22 protein-coding genes and 1 pseudogene are annotated in these 19,734 nt (G+C 39.8%); 21 read left to right on the forward strand and 2 right to left on the reverse strand.

What is annotated here, in order from left to right; all coding sequences use genetic code 11:
* The first annotated feature begins 4 nt into the window (after positions 1-4).
* Together CH352_RS14355 and CH352_RS14360 are read left to right on the forward strand one after the other, a co-directional pair.
* Positions 5-910, forward strand: coding sequence for an NmrA family NAD(P)-binding protein (locus CH352_RS14355; RefSeq protein ID WP_100707617.1), 906 nt, complete (start codon positions 5-7; stop codon positions 908-910).
* 9 nt (positions 911-919) lie between these two features.
* On the forward strand, positions 920-1,840 hold the full coding sequence (locus tag CH352_RS14360) for a helix-turn-helix domain-containing protein (RefSeq protein WP_100707616.1): 921 nt from the start codon (positions 920-922) through the stop codon (positions 1,838-1,840).
* Positions 1,841-2,010: 170 nt separating this feature from the next.
* Here CH352_RS14360 and CH352_RS14365 read toward each other — a convergent pair whose 3' ends face one another.
* Both CH352_RS14365 and CH352_RS14370 read right to left on the reverse strand, forming a co-directional pair.
* A complete protein-coding gene (locus CH352_RS14365; RefSeq protein ID WP_100707615.1) occupies positions 2,011-2,973 on the reverse strand; it encodes a lipin/Ned1/Smp2 family protein in 963 nt (320 codons plus the stop codon).
* Between the two features lie 292 nt (positions 2,974-3,265).
* Positions 3,266-3,967 (reverse strand): lysozyme inhibitor LprI family protein, encoded by a 702-nt coding sequence (locus CH352_RS14370; protein ID WP_100707614.1) that lies wholly within the window; start codon positions 3,965-3,967, stop codon positions 3,266-3,268.
* 156 nt (positions 3,968-4,123) lie between these two features.
* Here CH352_RS14370 and CH352_RS14375 point away from each other — a divergent pair, with 156 nt between their 5' ends.
* The 19 genes and pseudogenes from CH352_RS14375 to CH352_RS14470 all read left to right on the forward strand — a co-directional run.
* On the forward strand, positions 4,124-4,507 hold the full coding sequence (locus CH352_RS14375) for a DUF302 domain-containing protein (RefSeq protein ID WP_100707613.1): 384 nt from the start codon (positions 4,124-4,126) through the stop codon (positions 4,505-4,507).
* Between the two features lie 142 nt (positions 4,508-4,649).
* Positions 4,650-5,318: a hypothetical protein gene (locus CH352_RS14380; RefSeq protein WP_100707612.1), complete on the forward strand. Its 669-nt coding sequence runs from the start codon at positions 4,650-4,652 to the stop codon at positions 5,316-5,318.
* A gap of 338 nt (positions 5,319-5,656) precedes the next feature.
* The gene (locus tag CH352_RS14385; protein WP_100707611.1) at positions 5,657-6,190 is read left to right on the forward strand and encodes a phage neck terminator protein; all 534 of its coding nucleotides are present in this window, start codon (positions 5,657-5,659) and stop codon (positions 6,188-6,190) included.
* A 3-nt stretch (positions 6,191-6,193) separates the two neighbouring features.
* Positions 6,194-7,222 (forward strand): DUF3383 family protein, encoded by a 1,029-nt coding sequence (locus CH352_RS14390; RefSeq protein ID WP_100707610.1) that lies wholly within the window; start codon positions 6,194-6,196, stop codon positions 7,220-7,222.
* 11 nt (positions 7,223-7,233) lie between these two features.
* Complete coding sequence (locus CH352_RS14395; protein WP_100707609.1) at positions 7,234-7,653, forward strand: phage structural protein; 420 nt, start codon at positions 7,234-7,236, stop codon at positions 7,651-7,653.
* 86 nt (positions 7,654-7,739) lie between these two features.
* Positions 7,740-8,126 (forward strand): hypothetical protein, encoded by a 387-nt coding sequence (locus CH352_RS14400; RefSeq protein WP_100707608.1) that lies wholly within the window; start codon positions 7,740-7,742, stop codon positions 8,124-8,126.
* Between the two features lie 188 nt (positions 8,127-8,314).
* A complete protein-coding gene (locus CH352_RS14410; RefSeq protein WP_100707606.1) occupies positions 8,315-9,982 on the forward strand; it encodes a phage tail tape measure protein in 1,668 nt (555 codons plus the stop codon).
* A gap of 1 nt (position 9,983) precedes the next feature.
* Positions 9,984-10,553 carry a phage baseplate protein gene (locus CH352_RS14415; RefSeq protein WP_100707605.1) on the forward strand — a complete coding sequence of 190 codons (570 nt, stop codon included), beginning with the start codon at positions 9,984-9,986 and terminating at the stop codon, positions 10,551-10,553.
* Positions 10,554-10,562: 9 nt separating this feature from the next.
* Positions 10,563-10,907, forward strand: coding sequence for a phage baseplate plug family protein (locus CH352_RS14420; protein ID WP_243396385.1), 345 nt, complete (start codon positions 10,563-10,565; stop codon positions 10,905-10,907).
* Positions 10,904-11,698 (forward strand): phage protein, encoded by a 795-nt coding sequence (locus CH352_RS14425; RefSeq protein ID WP_100707604.1) that lies wholly within the window; start codon positions 10,904-10,906, stop codon positions 11,696-11,698. Before CH352_RS14420 ends, CH352_RS14425 begins: the two co-directional genes overlap by 4 nt.
* Positions 11,695-12,369 carry a Gp138 family membrane-puncturing spike protein gene (locus CH352_RS14430; RefSeq protein ID WP_165780192.1) on the forward strand — a complete coding sequence of 225 codons (675 nt, stop codon included), beginning with the start codon at positions 11,695-11,697 and terminating at the stop codon, positions 12,367-12,369. The genes CH352_RS14425 and CH352_RS14430 overlap by 4 nt, the downstream gene beginning before the upstream one ends.
* Positions 12,370-12,387: 18 nt before the next feature.
* Complete coding sequence (locus tag CH352_RS14435) at positions 12,388-12,777, forward strand: contractile injection system sheath initiator (RefSeq protein WP_100707603.1); 390 nt, start codon at positions 12,388-12,390, stop codon at positions 12,775-12,777.
* A complete protein-coding gene (locus CH352_RS14440; RefSeq protein ID WP_100707602.1) occupies positions 12,777-14,012 on the forward strand; it encodes a baseplate J/gp47 family protein in 1,236 nt (411 codons plus the stop codon). Before CH352_RS14435 ends, CH352_RS14440 begins: the two co-directional genes overlap by 1 nt.
* Positions 14,009-14,956 (forward strand): hypothetical protein, encoded by a 948-nt coding sequence (locus tag CH352_RS14445; RefSeq protein WP_100707601.1) that lies wholly within the window; start codon positions 14,009-14,011, stop codon positions 14,954-14,956. The genes CH352_RS14440 and CH352_RS14445 overlap by 4 nt, the downstream gene beginning before the upstream one ends.
* Complete coding sequence (locus CH352_RS14450) at positions 14,956-16,146, forward strand: hypothetical protein (protein WP_125169484.1); 1,191 nt, start codon at positions 14,956-14,958, stop codon at positions 16,144-16,146. Before CH352_RS14445 ends, CH352_RS14450 begins: the two co-directional genes overlap by 1 nt.
* Complete coding sequence (locus tag CH352_RS14455; protein ID WP_100733517.1) at positions 16,143-17,366, forward strand: hypothetical protein; 1,224 nt, start codon at positions 16,143-16,145, stop codon at positions 17,364-17,366. The genes CH352_RS14450 and CH352_RS14455 overlap by 4 nt, the downstream gene beginning before the upstream one ends.
* A gap of 44 nt (positions 17,367-17,410) precedes the next feature.
* Positions 17,411-18,628 carry a beta propeller repeat protein gene (locus CH352_RS14460; RefSeq protein ID WP_100707598.1) on the forward strand — a complete coding sequence of 406 codons (1,218 nt, stop codon included), beginning with the start codon at positions 17,411-17,413 and terminating at the stop codon, positions 18,626-18,628.
* A gap of 56 nt (positions 18,629-18,684) precedes the next feature.
* On the forward strand, positions 18,685-19,137 hold the full coding sequence (locus tag CH352_RS14465) for a hypothetical protein (protein ID WP_100707597.1): 453 nt from the start codon (positions 18,685-18,687) through the stop codon (positions 19,135-19,137).
* Positions 19,124-19,734, forward strand: a pseudogene (locus CH352_RS14470) (hypothetical protein); the annotation flags it as partial. The gene CH352_RS14465 and the pseudogene CH352_RS14470, both read left to right, overlap by 14 nt.

Genomic DNA, 19,734 nt, shown 5'->3' on the forward strand with positions numbered 1-19,734 from the left:
ATTTATGAAGATCATAGTTACAGGTTCGTTAGGGCATATCAGTAAGCCTCTTACGGAAAATCTAATTGAAAAGGGACATTCCGTTACGGTCATAAGCAGTAATTCGGAAAGGAAGAATGAAATAGAAGCGTTAGGAGCAATATCTGCAATCGGAAACATGCAGGATGCTGATTTCTTGTTTCATACTTTCCAAGGTGCTGATATTGTGTATGTGATGGAGGCGATCGGATATCATAGCTTCTTCGATCAGAATTTAGATGTGACGGAAACGATCCGTAGGATCGCACTTAGTTATAAGGATGCAATCCAACGATCTGGGATAGAGAAAGTGGTCCATCTAAGTAGTATCGGAGCTCACACTGATTCAGGAAATGGCATTCTTGCATTTCATTACGTTGCGGAAAATATCTTGAAGCAGTTACCTCAAAATGTATCCATTAAATTTATGCGCCCGGTCGGATTTTACTATAATATGTTCGCGTTTATACAGACGATCAAGGCCCAAGGTGCTATTATTTCCAATTATGAGGGAGATGAGAAGGAACCGTGGGTATCTCCTTTGGATATTGCTACAGTGATATCGGAAGAAATCGATAAACCTTTTAATGGCAGAAGTATTCGATACATTGCTAGTGACGAGGCTTCTCCAAATGAAGTGGCTAAACTATTGGGAGAAGCGATCGGAAAGTCTGATTTAAAATGGACAGCCATTTCGGACGAGCAGCTATTAAACGGGATGATCTTGGCAGGAATGAATCCTAAAGCTGCGAAAGGTTTCACCGAGATGAACGCCTCTAGAAGGGGCGGCGTATTGTACGAAGATTACTATCGTAACCGACCAATCTTAGGAAAAACCAAATTGAAAAACTTTGCATTAGAATTTGCGAAAGTTTACGATCAACATAAATAGATTAGTCGAATGTTAAACAATCAGCCATATAGAATAAAAACGATCAGCGAATTCCACCATCTGAGAGGTTTACCAAAACCGGAGCATCCTTTGATCAGCGTAGTGGATTATACATCGATCAAACATTCTCCGGAATTCAACGTTACGAGTTGGACTTTGGATTTTTATTCGATCTCTCTCAAGAGAAATTCCGGCATAAAAATGAAATACGGACAGCAGGAATACGATTTCGACGAGGGGATCTTATTCTTTATGGCGCCTGGTCAGGTGTTCAGGATCGAAGTAAACGGCGAGGCTAGAGTGGAACATTCCGGATGGATATTACTTATCCATCCGGATTTTATTTGGAATACTTCTTTAGCGAAGAGCATTCGAAAATACGAATACTTTGATTATTCGGTAAATGAAGCCTTATTTCTTTCCGAGAAAGAAGAAGCTGTCGCCAATAATATCATTCAAAATATACGACAGGAGTATCATTCCAATATCGACAAATTCAGTCAGGATATCATTATCTCTCAAATCGAAACCCTACTCAATTATTCCGAAAGATTCTATCATAGACAGTTCATTACGAGAAAGATCACTAATCATAGGATCCTGGATAGATTGGAAGAAGTATTAGCGGACTATTTTAGAGGGGGAGATCTAAAACAAAAAGGACTTCCTTCCGTTCAATACATTGCCGATGTAATCGGTGTTTCTCCGAATTATCTAAGCGGGTTGCTTAAGGTTTTGACCGGGCAAAGCACTCAGCAGCATATTCATAATAAGTTGATCGAAGAAGCAAAGGGAAAATTATCCACAACGGATCTTCCGATAACTGCAATCGCTTACGAATTGGGGTTCGAACATTCACAGTCCTTTAGTAAACTATTTAAAAGTAAAACGAATCTTTCTCCTCAGGAGTTTAGACGTTCTTTCAATTAGATCTTTCGATGTAGAATGGCGTGGATAAAGGCAGGGCGACCTGAAAGAATAAAAACAAAATTCTCTTATCAACTCATTTTCAAAGATTGTAAATTAATTTCTATAATTTAGTTCGTAGAGAAAGAAATATCTCCCTCATTCGAGAGAGATATTTTCAATAAAGGTGTTTTTTAATAGCAGGAAGCAGATTGAGGAGTGCTTGCTACTACAGTATTGTAATGAAGAGAATAATTGCCCGTGATTGACTGGGTTCCTTCTTTACCAGCATTCTCTCCTATGATCCAAGTATCCGATTTTGGAATACCACTGGCTGCGTATGCTGCAATATCAGTAGTCGCATTTCCGTAAGCACGGATAATATCCAGTCCGACAGTATTACGCAAATAATTAATATAATCGGTTTTGTATGCTTGCACATTCGCACCCCAATAATCGGAACTAGGATGATAATGCCAAGATTTCATTCCTTTGAGAGGGAACCACTCGCGAGTATCTTTCGTATTCCAGTAAGGACGACCGGTTAAATATATTACTTGATATCCTTTATTACGATATGCATTCACGGTTTCCGGAGCGTAATAATAAGCGTCTGCAATTTTGATCCCAGAATAATCTGCAAGAGCCTCGAAATCATTCGTGGTTAAAGTCCCATCTACATCGAATAGAACAGTTTGGCGTCCAGGATCCGCTACGGTCAGATAACCGTCTGCGCTAGAAAGATCACCTTCTACAACCATACGAACTATATAATCACCAGTTGCACGAACTCCAAGGTTCGCAGTGATTTTTCCGTCACCATTTGTGGTATAACGACCCACATAGGTCCAACCGCTCATAGCAGTTCCATAGATATAAACGTGAATGTATTCACCTTCCAGATCTTTATGAAATACCGCATCATAATCGAATTTACCAACCATGGTTGCATTGGATCCGGATTTCACGATCGTGTCATACACCATGTGATAGGGCACATACAAACCGGCTAAAATCGTATTTCCAAAATTACGGAAATTTCTTTTGGTAGGTTTTGAAAAACTAGGTGGGTTAGAAGGGGTAGTGTAGTCGGGACAATCTGCCCAAAGGCCGATTGAGAACGCACTTAAGCACAGGGCTAACAAAAAGAATCGCATAGGAATCTCCAAATATTTTTTTCATCTGAAAGTTGTTTTGAAAAATTTTTGTAAACGGATTACAAAAATTTTCAAACAGCGGCGAATATATTTGAGCTATGCATGTAGAGCAAGAAGAAACTAAAAATATGACTGTGACAACATGTAGAAATATAAAATACAAAAGAATGATTGAATGATATGCAACTGTTATAAATAAATTATATATAATTGATATATAAGGAAATTATAAATAACGAAGATTGTTTAACGATTTCAGTTCGAAACCAAACTGTTAGGCGTTCTATTTTCTTCACTTGAATTTGTATCTATAACTTCCTCCGAAATAAGCTCTGGCGCCGTGATACGCAGAACAAGAAACTTCCTCTACTTCTATCCTGTTTTGAAAATATTCGAATTCCAATAAACAACAGTCGGGATCTTCCGGTTTACAGCCTTCAGTGGATGCCCAAGTCCATTTGCCTTCTTTAGCTGGATTCCAATTTCCACTTACTTCACCAAGGTGAGCCGTGGGACCTCTTACAACATCAAAGGAAAATTGGATACTTTTACTGGATTTATTTCGGAAAAGTTTTAAGGTACCTCCGAAACCATCCGTATAAGAGCCTAATCCTTCCTTAGATGCCTTGCCGAATTTCCAAACATGATTTAGATATTTAGTTCTTTCGGCTGTGGTTTCTGTTTTGCAGATGATTGTTTCCAAACCGGATTCGTCCGAAGCGTACATAGGTCCTTCACAGATACCGTCTCTGTAACCGATCCAAAGAACTTGCAATTTTTTTAAATCTTCTTTTTGGGATTCGGATAGATCTTCTCTTATCTTTTTATAAGTCACATTCAATTCTTTGTCAGCGACTTGGTATTCCTTAGAATAACATTTTTTTTGATCATTCTTGATTTTGATCTTAGAGCATACATCTGAAGATTCTGGAGTCTTGGGGAAAATGGAGAATGTAAATAGAAGAAGGGAAGCGAAGAAAGTCCGGCAGTGCATAATGGAGTTTTAGTTTATATTTGCTGACGGCAACGATTTTTCTTCCCATAAATAAATGTTTTTCAAAAAAAAATACAATATACCCCATAGGGTATATTGTATTTTATGAGTCTAACGGATAAAGCCTCATTAATAAGATGAAAGGAAGACAAACTAATGAAATACATTGTTGATTCGGAAAAAAGTGTCGAGCAGGCATCTCTGGACCTGCAAAAGAACGTAGTCGAAGCAAAATACGGGGTGCTACATATCCACGATCTCAAGGAGACGATGAAAAAGAAAGGGGTGGAATTTCAGGAAGAATGCAGAATTTTCGAAGTTTGTAATCCTGCCCGCGCGAGCAAGGTACTAAACGAAGATATGGAAATGAATTTTGCCTTACCATGTAGGATCTCGGTATATACCGATCATGGAAAGACCAGGATCGGTATGATTAGGCCGGAGCCACTTTTGCGGACATTATCCGATTCTAAAACGTTAGCGCAAGAAGCAAAAGAAGTCGAAGACGATCTGATCCGGATCATTCAAGCTACTATATAAACTTCGAATATTCATCTTTTTCCTCTATTCTGTTCGCTTAAAAGAATAATTTAATAGATCTTAGTTGACATGAATTTCTGTGAGGAATTATTTTGCGCCATCGCAGTTGATTTGACTGAGAATTGCTAAAGGGGAATTTTATATGCCGATCTTAGGTGAAAAAGGAACGATGGAGACAAAGGAATTTGTAAAGAGCCTTCTGGCATATGGCTCTGAAAAGTATGGTTTACTTAATGATCGCTGGGTGATTATCGGAGTCAGAGGGATTGATTTTAAGGATGGAATTATCAAGACCAATAACGATGCCATTAATGAATATAATGACGTTTTATTTTTGATCAGAACAGTAAATGGATCTTTGGAATTCAAAGTTTACTCATGTACGATTGATCCGGGACGTTATTGGTTAAACCAACCAATGAATCCAGCAGGGACGGCGAGAATTGCAGAAGGAATTTACAAATACAAATTAGGAATGCATAGAGGGCATAAAGCATTCAACCAGTATGCAAAAGTAACAGTTAATCGATATGCTCCTCACGAAAACGCTAAACCTTGGTTCAAGTGGAAGGATGAATCTTCTTCAGTAACCCAAACCGGTTTCTTTGCCATCGATATTCATGCCAAAGGTGGCTCTTCTAAGTTTGTCGAAATGTCAAGTGCTGGATGTACGGTTTTGAACTCGACCTGGACTGACGCTCCTTGGTTGGAATTTTATTCAACTATAGAGGCGGCGATTTCGGCTCACTCTCAAGCCTACATATGCTATTGCGTTATGGACCAAAGTTCGGCTGTCACCATCCTTTCCTAATCAATCCTAACTAAGAAATCTACTAAGATTCATTATAGAGATCTATTCCGTTTCATTCAGATAACGGAATGTGTTCTTTTTTATCCTATTTGGTATAATTGCCAAATTTTTTAAAAATTATCCGCTTTACTGGAACCTTTTTTTACTTGTTTGCCTCTAAGCTTCCATTAAATGTCGTTAATTCATCAAATATACATATAATATACTAAATAAGATAATTTAAGTTTAATTCTTAATCAAATAAATTTTTAAACTGTAGATATTTGTCTTTTTTTGATAATCATGTGTCTTTAATGGAATATTTTGGCATATTTTTTAACACGAGATTTTGATCATAGATGATTCCCGGTGCAGTTGTAGAAGCTATCTTTCAGAGAATCCAATCCGATACTTCGGTCGTTTTACTCAGGTTTGACGAACAGCAAAGTTCTTATCCTCTCGGTGTTTACCGCTCCACTTCTTGTTTAGTGGAATCAGTTTATAGAAATATTCAAACGCGGGCGGAGAAGGTTGGAGATCCGACAACTGTAGTTCAAACTAGATTCGAAAAATATCAGGATACATATTCATTAAATTTTTTTGATACTCAGAGTCTTGAAAATGCACGAGTGGCTGCTTTAACTGTGTTTCATTGGTTTGGTTCTCCTGATAATCGTTCCTTTTGCGAGGAGAATTCGATTGTTCCTCGCTTTGTTGGTACTAATATTCAAGATAAAAGTATCTTTCAAAGTTCGACTTGGCTTTATCAGGTTGGGTTTGATATCCGATTCGATTATACATTCGAATATACCGAAGAGATTGAGATAATCTCCAAAATACAAATCACCGAAGAATTCGGCAGTCATAATGAAAATCTGGAAGTAGAGGTTTAGCAAATGGCATTTATTAATGATATCATAATAGATATCACTCGGGGGACCCAAGGGTTAACACAAAAATCGTTTCGACCGCTGATATTAAAAGCGGGAGATAGTTCGGCAACTGCTTTGGAAAAGAATATCGTGTCCGATTTAACTGATCTTACATCGGCCGGTTTTACTTCTTCTGATGATGTTTATAAAATGGCGTCTGCAATGTTTGCTCAGTCTCCGAAGCCGGAAGACATTATGATAGTCGTTTCTCCGGATACTATCTCTGAAGCTCTCGATGAGTTACGTGGGTTGGATGATAATTTTTATGCAATTTGCGTCACCTCAAGAGCTAAAGCTGATTTGAATGCCGCAGGCACTTGGGCGAATGCGAATAAGAAATTTTTCTTCGGATGTTCTTCTGATATTACTTCTCTCGATTCTAGGAATGTAGATAGGGAAGCATATCTAATTCACAATAATGCTCCTGCCGACTTTCCGGAGTGCGCTTGGGTTGGGCAGAATATTCCGAAACAACCCGGATCAACCACGTTTAAGTGGAAGCGTTTGAATGGCCAAAATGCGTCTACGTTTAGCAAAACCGAATTGACCACGATTCGAACCAGTAAAGGCCAAGCGCTCCAAGCAATGTCCGGAGCAACATACGTAAACGAAGGAACAACGACCTCTGGAGAGTTTATAGATGTGATCGTTGGGCAAGATTGGGTCGAAGATCAGCTTCAGATCGATCTACTCTCATTATTTTTAAATAATGAAAAGATAGCTTTAGACGATTCAGGGATCGCGCAAGTAGAAGGTGTGGTACGTAACGTCTTGAAGAGAGCAGGAGATGCGGGTATTGTCGCAAGAGCATCTTCCGAAGATGATTTGAAATTATCGGATGATAAGGTCTATATGAGCCAGGTTTTCGTTCCTCGAAGAGCTGATATTTCAGTTAATGATCGCGCAAATAGAGAATTGAAAGGGATCAAGTTCGTATACTATCTAGCCGGTGCGATCCATAAAGTAAATGTTAACGGTTTAATTACGGTTTAAGGAAATATTAAATGGCTGATAAATTTTTAGGAACATACGATCCAAATCAGGTTACTCTTTCCGTTTCTGGAAGATTGGTTTCAGGATTCTTCGACGGTACTTTCATTTCCGTTAAACGAGCTGATAATGAAGTTTATAAAACTCACGTAGGTGCCAGGGGAGAAGTTTCCAGAACAAAAAACAATAATACTTCCGGACAAATCACTTTTACCTTAAAGGGAACTTCTCCGGATAATGCATTTTTGGATTTGGTAAAAAATCTACCGAATACTTTCCCAGTGATGGTGAAGAATAATTCCGATGGAAAATTCGTAGCAGTCGCAAGTCAAGCTTGGGTATCTACGGATCCGGATAAGGAATTCGGCGTAGAGGAAAGCGGGGTCGAGTGGGTTTTGACTTGTGCGGATCTAAATAAAGCGCACTTGAGTTGATCTATATTTGAATTCGCTTTCTGGATCTTAAAAATAAGGCCGGAAAGCGAATGAATTCAAAAGAAATAAAATAAAGGAATCATAATATGTCTTACCAAGAGAAAATTGAAGTTAATGGGAAAGAATACATTCTTCAGCACCCAGGATCTAAGGAATGGATTAAATTAAAATCTAAGATGTTTAAGATTGCGGAAGGAAACATGGATCTTTCTGTGATTTTGGAATATTGTTTTGATCATGTAGTCTTTCCTGGAAAGGGTGCCACAAAATTATCCATTGATGGACCTCTTGGTCCGGATGGAAAGCAAACTATATTACAGCAAGCCGAACTAAAATCTTGGATCCGAGAACTTGAGGAGGTATGGGAAATTATTCTTCCCCGATTTCTTAGAGGGGAGTTGGAGCCCGGATTTTCCTGGCCAGAGAATGGAGCAAGAAACGGTAAGGCGTCTCTTGCAAATCAATCGTCTTGAGGAAATCCGACTTAAAAACGAATTAGACGAAGAAATCGCGATCTGGAGACCCGTCGTAAACGGCATTCTAACATATTCGGAAGCTTGTGAAATGCATCCAAGAGATTTAGCAAAAGCGAATATACTTGTGGATAGAATGATTAAAGAACAGAAGCAGGCTGCGAACAAATCGCGCGGAAAGTAATTAGATGGCAGAAGGAATTCAAATAAATTACGAATTTGTATATCTGAGCAAAGGATATGCCGAATTTATTCGTTTGAGTGCATCTTTTAAAAAGACTTCTACCGAGTTGAAAAAATTAGAAGGAACAGCAAAAGCTACTTCAAAAAGTTTTAAAGAATTATCCGAGCAATATAAGAATATCGGAAATTTTGCCATAACTGCTGCTAAAGCATTTTCTGCTTTAGTTGGTGCTGCTGATGCAAACAACCAATTGGAAAAACAAAGGTTAATACTAAAAAATTTAGCCGGAAACGATTATGGTCAACTGCAAAATGCAATTCGTAAAACAGTTTCATTATCTAAAAATACAACCTCTGAAAAAGCACTTTTAGAAGCGAGTAAGGCTGCCTTAGATAATAAAGTTTCTGTCGATTTCCTGAATAAGTCTATGGAAACATTTCAAAAAATTTCCGTAGTCACTGGGCAGAGTCTTTCTGATCTTTATAAACTTCCCGAGAAAGATAGGCAGAAACTTTTAGATAAATATACTAAAGATAATGTAAGCATGACTAAGCTTCAAAACGATTTTAATCAGGTTGTGGGTAACGGAGTATATGTCCAAGAGCAATATGATAATTCATTGCTAAAGTTGCAGCAAACATTAAGTAAGGCGTTGCTTCCGGCAGTTATTCCGTTAGTAGATGCCTTTTCTTTCGTTATAGAATATTTTACAGATGCAACTCATGGAACAGAGAGATTGCAAGTTGCATTTATAATATTAGAATCACTTGTTGCAGGTTTGGCAATTGCGGCGAGCTATTTTGGAGTTTCTTTATTGCCTCCTATTATTGCCGCCACCTTGGCTTGGGCTTCCGCAACTTGGGCTGCGATTGCTCCTTTGCTTCCGGCGATTGCTGCCGGAATAGCTTTAGGATTAGTAATAGCAGGTATCACTTTAGCCGTTAAAGATCTGTTTGCTTGGTTTAACGGAGGTGATTCTGTTATTAAGGTTTTTTTTGAAAAAGCAGTAGTTTGGGTTAAGAGCGCACTTAATTCGCTTTTAAGTTTCGCAAAAACATATGGGAAGTATTTGGTGATGGCAGTATTTCCAATAAGCATAATATACTTTTACTTCGATGATATTAAAAAAGCATTTAATTCGCTTTTAGATTTTGCGAAAACTTACGGTAAATATCTGATCATGGCTATTTTTCCCATATCGATTTTATACTTTTATTTCGACGAAATTAAAAATGCAATAAATGGTTTCATAAGCTATGTAACAACAGCTTTCTCTTCGATCAATTGGAATGCTTTAATTCCAGATTGGGTGCTCTCTGCTGCAAAATCACTTTCTAGTATTGCGGGTGGAAGTTCAGCTCAAGCAGCAAGTGGGGGACTATTAGGGAGCCTAAGTGGAGCAAGAGCTTCCGGAGGAGTTGTCTCTGCCGGAAAATCTTACCTCGTAGGAGAAAGAGGGCCTGAACTTTTCACTCCGGGAAGCTCCGGAAAAATTATCCCGAATGGAGCCGGTGGCGGTTCAGTCGTTGTGCAAAGTGTTGTAGGAACTCTAACAATTAATGTTAGCGGTTCTAACGAAGCAGGAACTGAGATCAAAGAAGCCGTTATGCGGGCTTTGGACGAATTGTCTGAAGATATTCTTCCTGCAAAATTGGGATTAGCGATTACTTAATATGCCAGCAATTGTTCAAAGAGCTAAGAGTTTAATCTTTGGAGAAAGAGTCCAAACCTATTTGAAGGGTGATGGAACCGATCTAACATTCGACTCTACTATTTCGATTTCCAAAGATCGTTCTGCAAATTCAACGAATCACGCAGTGGAAAAGGGAGCTAATATAACTGACCATGTGACCGATGAGCCTATCGGTATTTCCATAACTGCAATTATTTCAGATTCCGATTGGGATCCTTTAGATCCGATCTCATTTCTAAATAAGAAAGTTAAAGAGCGCCTATCACTGTTATACGACTGGATGGATAAGAAGGTGATTATCTCCTTCTACTCTTACGATGAAATAGTAGAGAGTCTGATCATCGAATCCGTTTCAGAAGAACAAGCAGTTGATCTAGGAGATGGACGCAAGTTAACTTTAAAGCTTAAGAAAATCATAATAGCTGAACCAAGAAAAGTAGAAGTGACTCTAAAATCTCCTATTCCTAAGGCGGGTGCCACTGCTACTGCAACAAAGCAAGTTTCCGGAAGTGCAGGCGCAAATAAGAATCTTTGTGGTGGATTAAAATAAAAGGTAATTATGATCGAACTTGAATATTTACCTATCTCATCGAGTGAAATCCCAATTGAGAAAGATTTCACCATAGGCGAAACTTATTCGTTTCGTTTCTTATATAACGAAAGATCCGATTTTTATACATGTACTATCTTGGATTCGGATGCAAACATTCTATTTACGACTAAGATTTGTTATGCGAGGGAACTTATCGATGCGAAGATCGAAGGTCTCGAAATTAATAGATTAATCATACCCTTAAATCCACAGGAGATAGAACAAAGCCGTGTACTGCAAGGACAGATCGCGAATAAAAAAATGTTCGGAAACGATATCCTTTTGATCCTTGGAAGGTCTACCGAAGAATGAGCACTCTCTTCAATCGTGTAGCGAAAGTGAATATCGGAGGAAGGGAATTCTCTTATCCTCCATTTTCTATAGAGTTCACTCAAGAGCAGAAGATCGGTAATTTACAATCTGCTACTTTGAAATTATATAATCCATCTCCTGAGACGATACAAGTCTTTGAGGCAAAGAAAAAAGGATCTGGAAAGATATTTCCGAAAGTAACAGTTAGCGCGGGATACAAGGAAGATTCAGGAACTGTGGTTCTTGGAGAGGCAATTAATTATTCAGTTTCTCAAAACGGAGTAGAGCGAATTTTAGAAGTTAAGATCTCAGATTCTACGACTAAGTGGAGTACTGCGATCGTTAATAAGAGTTATAAAAAATCATCTGCAGTTTCTGTAATTAAAGATGCTTGTAAAAGTATCGGTATAGATCCAGGTGAGATCGAATTGGGTGAGAATAAGACTTACGATTCGATAACTGTTCGGGGATTCAGTGATTCGATCAGAAAAATCGCAGCAGATACTAAATCTGAATTTTATTTTCGTAATGGTTTATTAACTCTCCAACCAAAGAATTCAAAAAAGAAACAAGTTACTTTACTAAATTCCTATTCAGGGCTTTTGGATAAGCCGGAGAAAACTGCGAAAGGATATAAGATTAAGACTTTATTTCTCTATTCTCTTTGTGTAGGCATGATCGTGAAGATTGAATCTAAAGATGTAAATCTAACTGCAAAGATCGTAAAAGGAACTAAAAACTTTTCTACATTCGGCGATGCAAATTGTGAGTTCGAGGTGATACCTGCATGAGTTTCTCAGAATTATTAGATCGTTACACAGATAAAAAAGGAAGAGGAATGCAGCTGGGCATGGTCTGCCAAGTTGAATCCTTCAATGCAGACACGATGAGAGCAGATGTGCTTCCTTTGGTGAGAGAGAAAAACGAATTGGACGAAGTATCTAATTACCCTGTGATCCCAGGGGTTCCTGTGCAATATGTGCAGATAGGTCAAAATTGTTATATTAAACCTTTCTATCAAAGAGGTGATTTGGTTTGGGTCGGTTTTTCTACATTCGATATTTCTAATAGTTTAGCAGGAGGAGGACGTAAACAGGAAGTTCGACCAGACTCTAAAATTTTCGGATTGGAGAACGCGTGTTTACTAGGTCGCATTGCAGAACAGGGATGGTCCGAACCGGAAAATATGATCAAGTTCGAGGACGGAAAACTGACTCTTAAGGTAGGTTCAACAGAACTTTCAATTGGTTCGGATGGAATAGAAGTGACCGGCGATATTACTGTCGATGGAGAAGTTGCAGGCGATGTAGTATATGAAACGGGACTTTCCGCTTCTGGTTCGAGCGAAGGTGGACTTTCTATCGGTGAGATTAAGGCTAAATTCAATGCTCACACTCACAGCGGTGTAACGGTTGGTGCCGGAACAACTGGACCTCCACCTTCTTCTTCCCAAATGTCTTAAAGGATTTATTATTATATTATGAAAACATTTAAGATCGAAAATAACGATTTAGTGTATACCGAGAGCCAAGGGTCAAACGATTTAACTCCTAATCGAGGCCGTCTTGTTATGTTGGAGGGAGTTGATGCTCTTCGACAAATATTGGGGAATCGTCTGAAAATGTTTTTAGGCGAATGGTATCTGGCTCCGAATGAAGGAGTGGATTGGTTAAGTTTAGTAGATCAAAAAATTTTCGTAAGATCAGCTTTCCTAGATGAGGTAAGAAAGGCGATCTTAAAAGAACCTGCAGTAACCAAGATCGTTTCCTTAGATGCGGATTTTGATCCAAAGACTAGACGAGTATCCATTCAATTTGAAGTTGAAAGTAAATTCGGTACTCTTTCGAGTTCGGCTGTCGGAGGTGTGTAATGGCATTTGGTGTAACTCCGCAAGGCTTCGTTCGTAAATCGTATGCAGATATTCTTCAGGCTTTAGAAGATAGGGCTAAGCTGGAGGAGAATTTTGGTCCGGAAATCGATCTTTCTCCTTATGGAGAATTAGGAATTATTCTTCAAAACGTTGCTAGAGAATTCGATGAGGTCTGGCAGGGGTTAGAAGAAACATATTATTCAAAATTTATCAGCCAGGCAGAAGGAGTACAGTTAGACCGGATTGTTGCTCAGGGGGGGCTTTCTAGAATTCCTGCAAGAAAATCGACTGTTACTATAAAAGTTTCAGGAGACCCAGGCGCAGAAGTTTCTTCCGGTTTTATTGTACAAACTCCCACTGGAGTTCAATTCGAGATAATCGAGCCTGGGTTAGTGACCAATAATCCTACAGGAACAGATTTCCCTTTTCGTAGTATAGATTCTGGAGGAAAAACTGTAGTGGCAGCTGGAACTATTACGGAAATAGTAACTCAGCTTCCGGGAATTAATTCTGTTACAAACTCTGCCCCTTCTACAGGAGGTGGACCGATCGAGTCTGACGCAGAGTTAAGGCAAAGATATAAAGATAGAGGTGCATCTGGTGGATCTTCTTTACCGGCTATTCGAGAAACCCTTTTAGATGTCAATGGGGTTACTGCGGTCTTTGTTTATGAAAATGTAAAGAGTACAGTGGATGAAGGAAGACCTCCGCATTCGATAGAGATCGTAGTAGCTGGTAGTGCAATAAACCAAGACATTGGTGAAGCAATTTTTCGGTCAAAGCCAGCAGGAATTGAGACTTTTGCAGCCGATGGCCCAGGCAAGCAATTTCAAGATGTTACGGATGCGAATGGGCAAGTTCATACCATGTATTGGGCAGTTCCATTTGCGAAACAAGTTTTCGTTGCAGTAAAAATAACAAAAAATTCTGAGTGGTCCGCTGCGAATGCAGATGTTGTCAAAACGAGGGTAGTGCAGCTTGTGGGAGGGGTTGATACAATCGGATCTGAATCGATTGAATATCCTGGACTCGATTTAGGCATTGATGTAATGGCATGGCAAATCATTGCGAACTTTGATGGGATCAAAGGGATAGAAGATATCAAAGTTTATTTATCTTTTACAGCTTTTGGAACCATTCCTCCCGATCCTACTTGGGTTCCTAAACTGGTTATTGATCCTACGCAATATGCAGAAACGACTACTGCTAATGTTACTGTTTATTATACACCATGAGCGCGTTAGAGTTACTTAAGAAATTTCCAGAATCCATTCTGAACCGAGATGAAAATTCTTGGTTAGGAAAGTTATGGAAAATTATCTCTGCAGAATTTGATGAGATAGAGATCCAACTACAGGCGATCAAGGATCTTGAGCATATTTATTTAGCTTCCGGAGTGAATTTAGATCAACTTGGTTCTTTGGTTAACGAAACAAGAGAACCAGGATATGACGATGACGTTTATCGTTTATTTATATTGATAGCGATTAGCAAGCGTCTCGCAAAAGGGACACTTCCAGAAATTATCGAGATTGGGAAAAACGTTGCCGGCCTTGAAACTGGAGCAGCTTTTATTCCGAAAGAATTTTACTTAGATTCAGAGTTAGTCTTGGACGATCAAGGGGTTTTGGATGGAAACGATCCGTTAGATCCGGATGAGAAACGTCCTGCTTCGTTCGTTATCGAGATCGAGGGAGAAGTAGATTTTCTCAAAGTGCCTACGTTACTCGCAAAGGCAGTAGATTTAATTCGCCCCGCAGGAGTTTATGCAAAAACTAAAATACGATTTGTGTTCCTTGATTCAAGAGAAGGTACGAGAACGAAAAGAACTAAGACTTGGGATGGAACAGGTTTTTTCGACGGTTTAACGTATTGGAATCCGCAAGCAAATTATATTATAGATGAAGCGGCTATTGGGAGCGGCGGGAATATAATTCCTCTTCCTTCTTCAGGTCAACTTGAGAATGAATTGGTTCGAAAGCCGGTCCGTATACAACCATTGCCGGATGGAACTCGCGAATATACGATTGGTATTGGCTTCACTGAAGAAAATGGAGAGAATATTAATGAGATCGTCTATTTATCAGATGGCACTTCGATTTTTAAAGATACCTTTCCTGATAAACCGAAGAATTCAACTATAATATACGATTTTAAACTGAGAGAGGTACCATTATAATGTCTCTTCCAAACCCTTCACCTAATACAAATTTTGATCGAAACACGCATAACGATGGTTTGTTATTTGGAGCCGAATTTGAGCGATTGTATGCGAATGATAATGCACTGCAAGCTCAAGTAACGGATCTTCAGAATGAATTACTGCCTACTTCATTTATTACAAATACGCCAAATTGGTCCAATCCTCCTACGAATACGGCTCCTTCTGTAAAGGCGGCGTATTTAAAAGCGAAGAGGGTTTTAAATACGTTCTCGGGATGGATATTGGATTTTTGGACTAGTCGCACATCTCCTGTTACTAGCGCATGGAGTTCTGTATGTTGGTCTCCTTCTCTCGGAATGTTCGTGGCAGTATCTGATGGAGCGGCAGATACATATCGAAGCATGAGTTCGATGAACGGAATCAATTGGGGGGCTAATAGTTGTCCGGACAATCAATGGACCTCTGTATGTTGGTCTCCTTCTTTAAGTCTCTTTGTTGCAATTGCAAAATCTGGGACTGGAAATCGAGTGATGACAAGTTCCAACGGAACGAATTGGACGAGTAGAACCAGTGCTGCTGATAATCAATGGACTTCCGTATGTTGGTCATCCGAATTAAATCTTTTTGTAGCAGTTGCAAGTTCTGGAACTGGAAATCGAGTGATGACTTCTTCGAATGGAATTGATTGGGTAGCGAGAACAAGTGCTGCAGATAATAATTGGAGTTCGGTTTGTTGGTCTCCACAGTTAGGTTTGTTCGCTGCTGTCGGTACGCTTATGGACATAGGTGTGATGACAAGTCCGGATGGGATCGTATGGACATCCCGATATGTCGCCGGAGACCATTGGCGTTCTATCTGTTGGTCTAACGAACTTGGAATATTCCTGGCAGTTGGTTACGGGGTAGGAGTCTTTCAGATACTTGTTTCTTCCGATGGAATCAATTGGCAGAGCAATGGCGTTATGAACGGAGGTTATTGGACTTCCATAAGCTGGTCTTCAGAACTAAATTTATTTGTGGCTCTTGCTACGGGTGGATTTATGGGGAACGGGATTATGACATCTTCAGACGGGGTTAATTGGTGTTTGAGAAAAATACAGGTTTTTTTCGGAACGGCCCTTTGTTGGTCTCCCGAATTAGGCATATTTGTAGCTGTAGCAAATGATAGCGGGATAATGACCACTCGAAATGGGATAGGAAAATGACAATCCCACATAACAATCCAAATACAATATTTACTCGTACTTCTCCTGATGACGGTTTATTATTTGGAACAGAGTTCTCTCAATTATACGCAAATGATAATGAGCTCCAAAACGAGGTAAATTTTTTAGAAACTCAATTTGATCCTCAATCACAACTTTCTAATACTCCAAATTGGTCTTCTCCGTCTACTTCTATTGCTCCGTCCACCAAAGCGTTGGATTTCCGAACAAAGAGTCTTATTCCTCTGAGAAGATTTGCCGGTTGGTTAGTAGATTTTTGGGCTTTGATAGATACTACGAATGAGAACAATTGGACTTCCATATGTTGGTCCCCTGAATTACATTTATTTGTAGCAGTTGCGAGTTCAGGAGCAGGTAACCGAGTAATGACTAGCCCGAATAAAGTCACTTGGCTCCTTCAAATAAGTGCGGCAGACAATAGTTGGAATTCTATTTGCTGGTCCCCCGAATTACATTTATTTGTAGCAGTTGCGAGTTCGGGAACCGGAAATCGAGTAATGACTAGCCCAGATGGAAGAAATTGGACTATTAGAACAAGTGCAGCAGACAATAGTTGGAATTCAGTCTGCTGGTCTCCCGAATTACATTTATTTGTAGCAGTTGCGAGTTCAGGAACCGGAAATCGAATAATGACAAGTCCGAACGGGGTTGACTGGACGAGTCAAGCAAGTGGTGCCGATAATAATTGGTATTCCGTGTGTTGGTCGCCAGCTTTGAACTTGTTTGTAGCTGTAGGTAGTTCGGCAGTAGTACTGACAAGTTCGAACGGAATCAGCTGGACTTCCACTACTATAGCCTCCGGAATTTGGTCATCCGTATGTTGGGCTCCCGAACTAAATATTTTCGTCACAGTATCAGGATATAATTCTCCCACCCAGCAAATAGCAACTTCTTCGAATGGAACTACTTGGACGATTCGTTTGAATACCTCTGTTATAAATTTTTGGTTATCGTCCATTTGTTGGTCTGCTGAATTGGGCATTTTTGTAGTGGGATCGCAAGGGGGAAGTGGCGGTCTTCTGAGTTCTCCTAATGGTTTGGATTGGACATTTCGGACTGGAGTTTCGAATATTCATTGGAATTCTATATGCTGGTCTCCAGAGTTTGGAATTTTTGTTGGGGTTCAATTGCCTGTATTAAGTAGTACGCAAAGAGTTATAACTTCTGGTTCTGGCTTAGGTGTTGGCTATTTAGGATAAGTGAATTCTAAAGTAATAATCATATTAGGAAAACTGAAAACACTATGACAATTCCTCAAACATCACCAAATACAAATTTTAATCGGAGCACGCCAAGTGACGGAAACCTGTTTGGAATAGAATATTCTCGTCTCTATGCCAATGATCGTGCTTTACAAGACCAGTTAACTGCTTTAAATCCACAAACTTACGTAACAAATACGCCCGATTGGAATGCTCCTCTGGCGACAGATCTTGCTCCTTCTCAAAGGGCAGTGGATTCTCTTATCCAATCTTTAGTTCCTACTTTTCTAAAAAACATGGCCTCTTGGTTTGCCGATTTTTGGGTAACACGCACGAGTGCAGCGGATAATACTTGGACTTCTGTATGCTGGTCACCGCAGTTGAATTTGTTCGTTGCTGTTGGAAATAGTGGAACCGGAAATCGTGTAATGACTAGCCCGGATGGAGTTACTTGGACAATCCGCACAAGCGCAGCAAATAATAACTGGAGTGCTGTATGCTGGTCTCCTTCCTTAAATCTATTTGTAGCAGTTGCAACTAGTGGGACCGCGAACCGTGTAATGACTAGCCCGGATGGGTTTACTTGGACGATTCGCACGAGTGCTGCAGACAATAGTTGGAATTCGGTTTGTTGGTCGCCGCAACTGAATCTTTTTGTAGCGGTGGCTAGTTCTGGAACAAATCGTGTGATGACATCTGCTAACGGAACTACATGGACGATTCGAACGGTGACATTGGCAATAAATTGGACTTCTGTTTGTTGGGCAGCAGAACTTGGACTATTTGTTGCCGTAGGAAGTAATTTTACCTTAAACCAAGTAATGACATCTATTGATGGAACAAACTGGATTGTGAGGAGCAGCGCAACTGATCAACCATGGATTTCTGTTTGTTGGGCAGCGGAAATTAGACTATTTGTGGCTGTCGCAAATCAAGGAACGGGAAATCGAGTAATGACATCCCCCGATGGAATTACTTGGACGATCCGTTCGAGTGCCGCAGATATTCTTTGGACCTCAATCTGCTGGTCTCCTTTATTAAAACTATTTATTGCTGTTGCAGGCACCGGAACCGGAAACCGAGTCATGTCCTCTTCCGACGGTATTCATTGGACAGTGAGAACAAGCGCGGCTGACAATAACTGGACTTCCGTTTGCTGGTCTCATGAGTTAGGAACATTTGTTGCAGTTGCGAATACCGGAACCGGAAATCGCGTCATGACTACGCGAACCGGGTTGGGGAAAGGTCATACTTCGTAGAATATAAGAACGAATATATTTTTATTAATAGGAATAATTTTTAGGGGTCCAGCTATATGCCAACACCATATCCAACACCGGAGACTGCTTTTAATCGGTTTACGCCAAATGACGGAAATCTTTTAGGTTCGGAGTTCGGGCGTTTATATACGAACGATAACACTTTACAGAACGAGATTGACGAGATCAATGCGCCTGAATTTGATAATGGAAATTCTGGTGCCTCTAAAACGATTAATTTTGGTGTTGGTTATGCACATAGATTGATTTTAGATTCTGCAAATTGTGTTTTAAGTTTTTCCGGGCCAAAATCAGGTAAAGTATATTCTATTTTTTTAATACAAGACACGACAGGTGGAAGAACGGTTACTTGGCCTTCTTCCGTAGTATGGCCTGGCGGTGTCGCACCAATCTTAAGTTCCGGTCCCAATAAAGCAGATCTGATGATTTTCTATTATTCCGGATCAAAATATTACGGAAGTTATTCTCAAAATTATGCTACAGCATAGAGCTCTTTTTGCCGGCGCCGTTTCTGTAACGCCTGTTTTAGACGTCGTAAACGGTGGCTGGCGTGTTGCTACAGCTAAAGTGTTTTCTAGTATTGCATCCGGATATAGGATCTTTATGAAGGTTGGCCCTACGGTATCATTATTAGATTATGATGAAGTTCAAGAAATCTCCGGAGGCGGACAAAGGCATGTGTTATTTAATACTCCCGTTGAAGGACAAACATATTCCTTTATAGCTGTTGCCTTACAAGATTTAGAAACTTCTCTACCTTCTATTATTAAATCTTTTACAGAAAACGAAACGATTCTATTTTCAAGATCGATTCCAGGCGCTTTCAATTTTACCGTTCCCCAAGATATATATGTTTTAAATTGTCATTTAATAGGCGCAGCTGGAGGACCAGGCGGCGGCGGCGGCGGTGGAGCTAACGATTTTATTACCGGAACTTCTGGCGGCGGTGGCTTAGGGGGAATTGAAGGAAGTAATACGACTTTTGGATCCAATACTGCTTCTGGAGGTAGCGGCGGTGGAACAGCTCAGTTATTCCAAGCCTTACTTTTGGGACCGTTCATTTCACTAATTGGTGATAAAAAGAT

Source organism: Leptospira hartskeerlii (genome assembly GCF_002811475.1).
GTDB classification, from domain to species: Bacteria; Spirochaetota; Leptospiria; order Leptospirales; family Leptospiraceae; genus Leptospira_B; species Leptospira_B hartskeerlii.

What these genes read in the sequence shown, in the direction of transcription:
- CH352_RS14355 (WP_100707617.1), top strand. Translation starts at nt 5, where the DNA reads ATGAAGATCATAGTTACAGGTTCGTTAGGGCATATCAGTAAGCCTCTT.
- CH352_RS14360 (WP_100707616.1), top strand. Translation starts at nt 920, where the DNA reads ATGTTAAACAATCAGCCATATAGAATAAAAACGATCAGCGAATTCCAC.
- CH352_RS14365 (WP_100707615.1), bottom strand. Translation starts at nt 2,973, where the DNA reads ATGCGATTCTTTTTGTTAGCCCTGTGCTTAAGTGCGTTCTCAATCGGC.
- CH352_RS14370 (WP_100707614.1), bottom strand. Translation starts at nt 3,967, where the DNA reads ATGCACTGCCGGACTTTCTTCGCTTCCCTTCTTCTATTTACATTCTCC.
- CH352_RS14375 (WP_100707613.1), top strand. Translation starts at nt 4,124, where the DNA reads ATGAAATACATTGTTGATTCGGAAAAAAGTGTCGAGCAGGCATCTCTG.
- CH352_RS14380 (WP_100707612.1), top strand. Translation starts at nt 4,650, where the DNA reads ATGCCGATCTTAGGTGAAAAAGGAACGATGGAGACAAAGGAATTTGTA.
- CH352_RS14385 (WP_100707611.1), top strand. Translation starts at nt 5,657, where the DNA reads ATGATTCCCGGTGCAGTTGTAGAAGCTATCTTTCAGAGAATCCAATCC.
- CH352_RS14390 (WP_100707610.1), top strand. Translation starts at nt 6,194, where the DNA reads ATGGCATTTATTAATGATATCATAATAGATATCACTCGGGGGACCCAA.
- CH352_RS14395 (WP_100707609.1), top strand. Translation starts at nt 7,234, where the DNA reads ATGGCTGATAAATTTTTAGGAACATACGATCCAAATCAGGTTACTCTT.
- CH352_RS14400 (WP_100707608.1), top strand. Translation starts at nt 7,740, where the DNA reads ATGTCTTACCAAGAGAAAATTGAAGTTAATGGGAAAGAATACATTCTT.
- CH352_RS14410 (WP_100707606.1), top strand. Translation starts at nt 8,315, where the DNA reads ATGGCAGAAGGAATTCAAATAAATTACGAATTTGTATATCTGAGCAAA.
- CH352_RS14415 (WP_100707605.1), top strand. Translation starts at nt 9,984, where the DNA reads ATGCCAGCAATTGTTCAAAGAGCTAAGAGTTTAATCTTTGGAGAAAGA.
- CH352_RS14420 (WP_243396385.1), top strand. Translation starts at nt 10,563, where the DNA reads ATGATCGAACTTGAATATTTACCTATCTCATCGAGTGAAATCCCAATT.
- CH352_RS14425 (WP_100707604.1), top strand. Translation starts at nt 10,904, where the DNA reads ATGAGCACTCTCTTCAATCGTGTAGCGAAAGTGAATATCGGAGGAAGG.
- CH352_RS14430 (WP_165780192.1), top strand. Translation starts at nt 11,695, where the DNA reads ATGAGTTTCTCAGAATTATTAGATCGTTACACAGATAAAAAAGGAAGA.
- CH352_RS14435 (WP_100707603.1), top strand. Translation starts at nt 12,388, where the DNA reads ATGAAAACATTTAAGATCGAAAATAACGATTTAGTGTATACCGAGAGC.
- CH352_RS14440 (WP_100707602.1), top strand. Translation starts at nt 12,777, where the DNA reads ATGGCATTTGGTGTAACTCCGCAAGGCTTCGTTCGTAAATCGTATGCA.
- CH352_RS14445 (WP_100707601.1), top strand. Translation starts at nt 14,009, where the DNA reads ATGAGCGCGTTAGAGTTACTTAAGAAATTTCCAGAATCCATTCTGAAC.
- CH352_RS14450 (WP_125169484.1), top strand. Translation starts at nt 14,956, where the DNA reads ATGTCTCTTCCAAACCCTTCACCTAATACAAATTTTGATCGAAACACG.
- CH352_RS14455 (WP_100733517.1), top strand. Translation starts at nt 16,143, where the DNA reads ATGACAATCCCACATAACAATCCAAATACAATATTTACTCGTACTTCT.
- CH352_RS14460 (WP_100707598.1), top strand. Translation starts at nt 17,411, where the DNA reads ATGACAATTCCTCAAACATCACCAAATACAAATTTTAATCGGAGCACG.
- CH352_RS14465 (WP_100707597.1), top strand. Translation starts at nt 18,685, where the DNA reads ATGCCAACACCATATCCAACACCGGAGACTGCTTTTAATCGGTTTACG.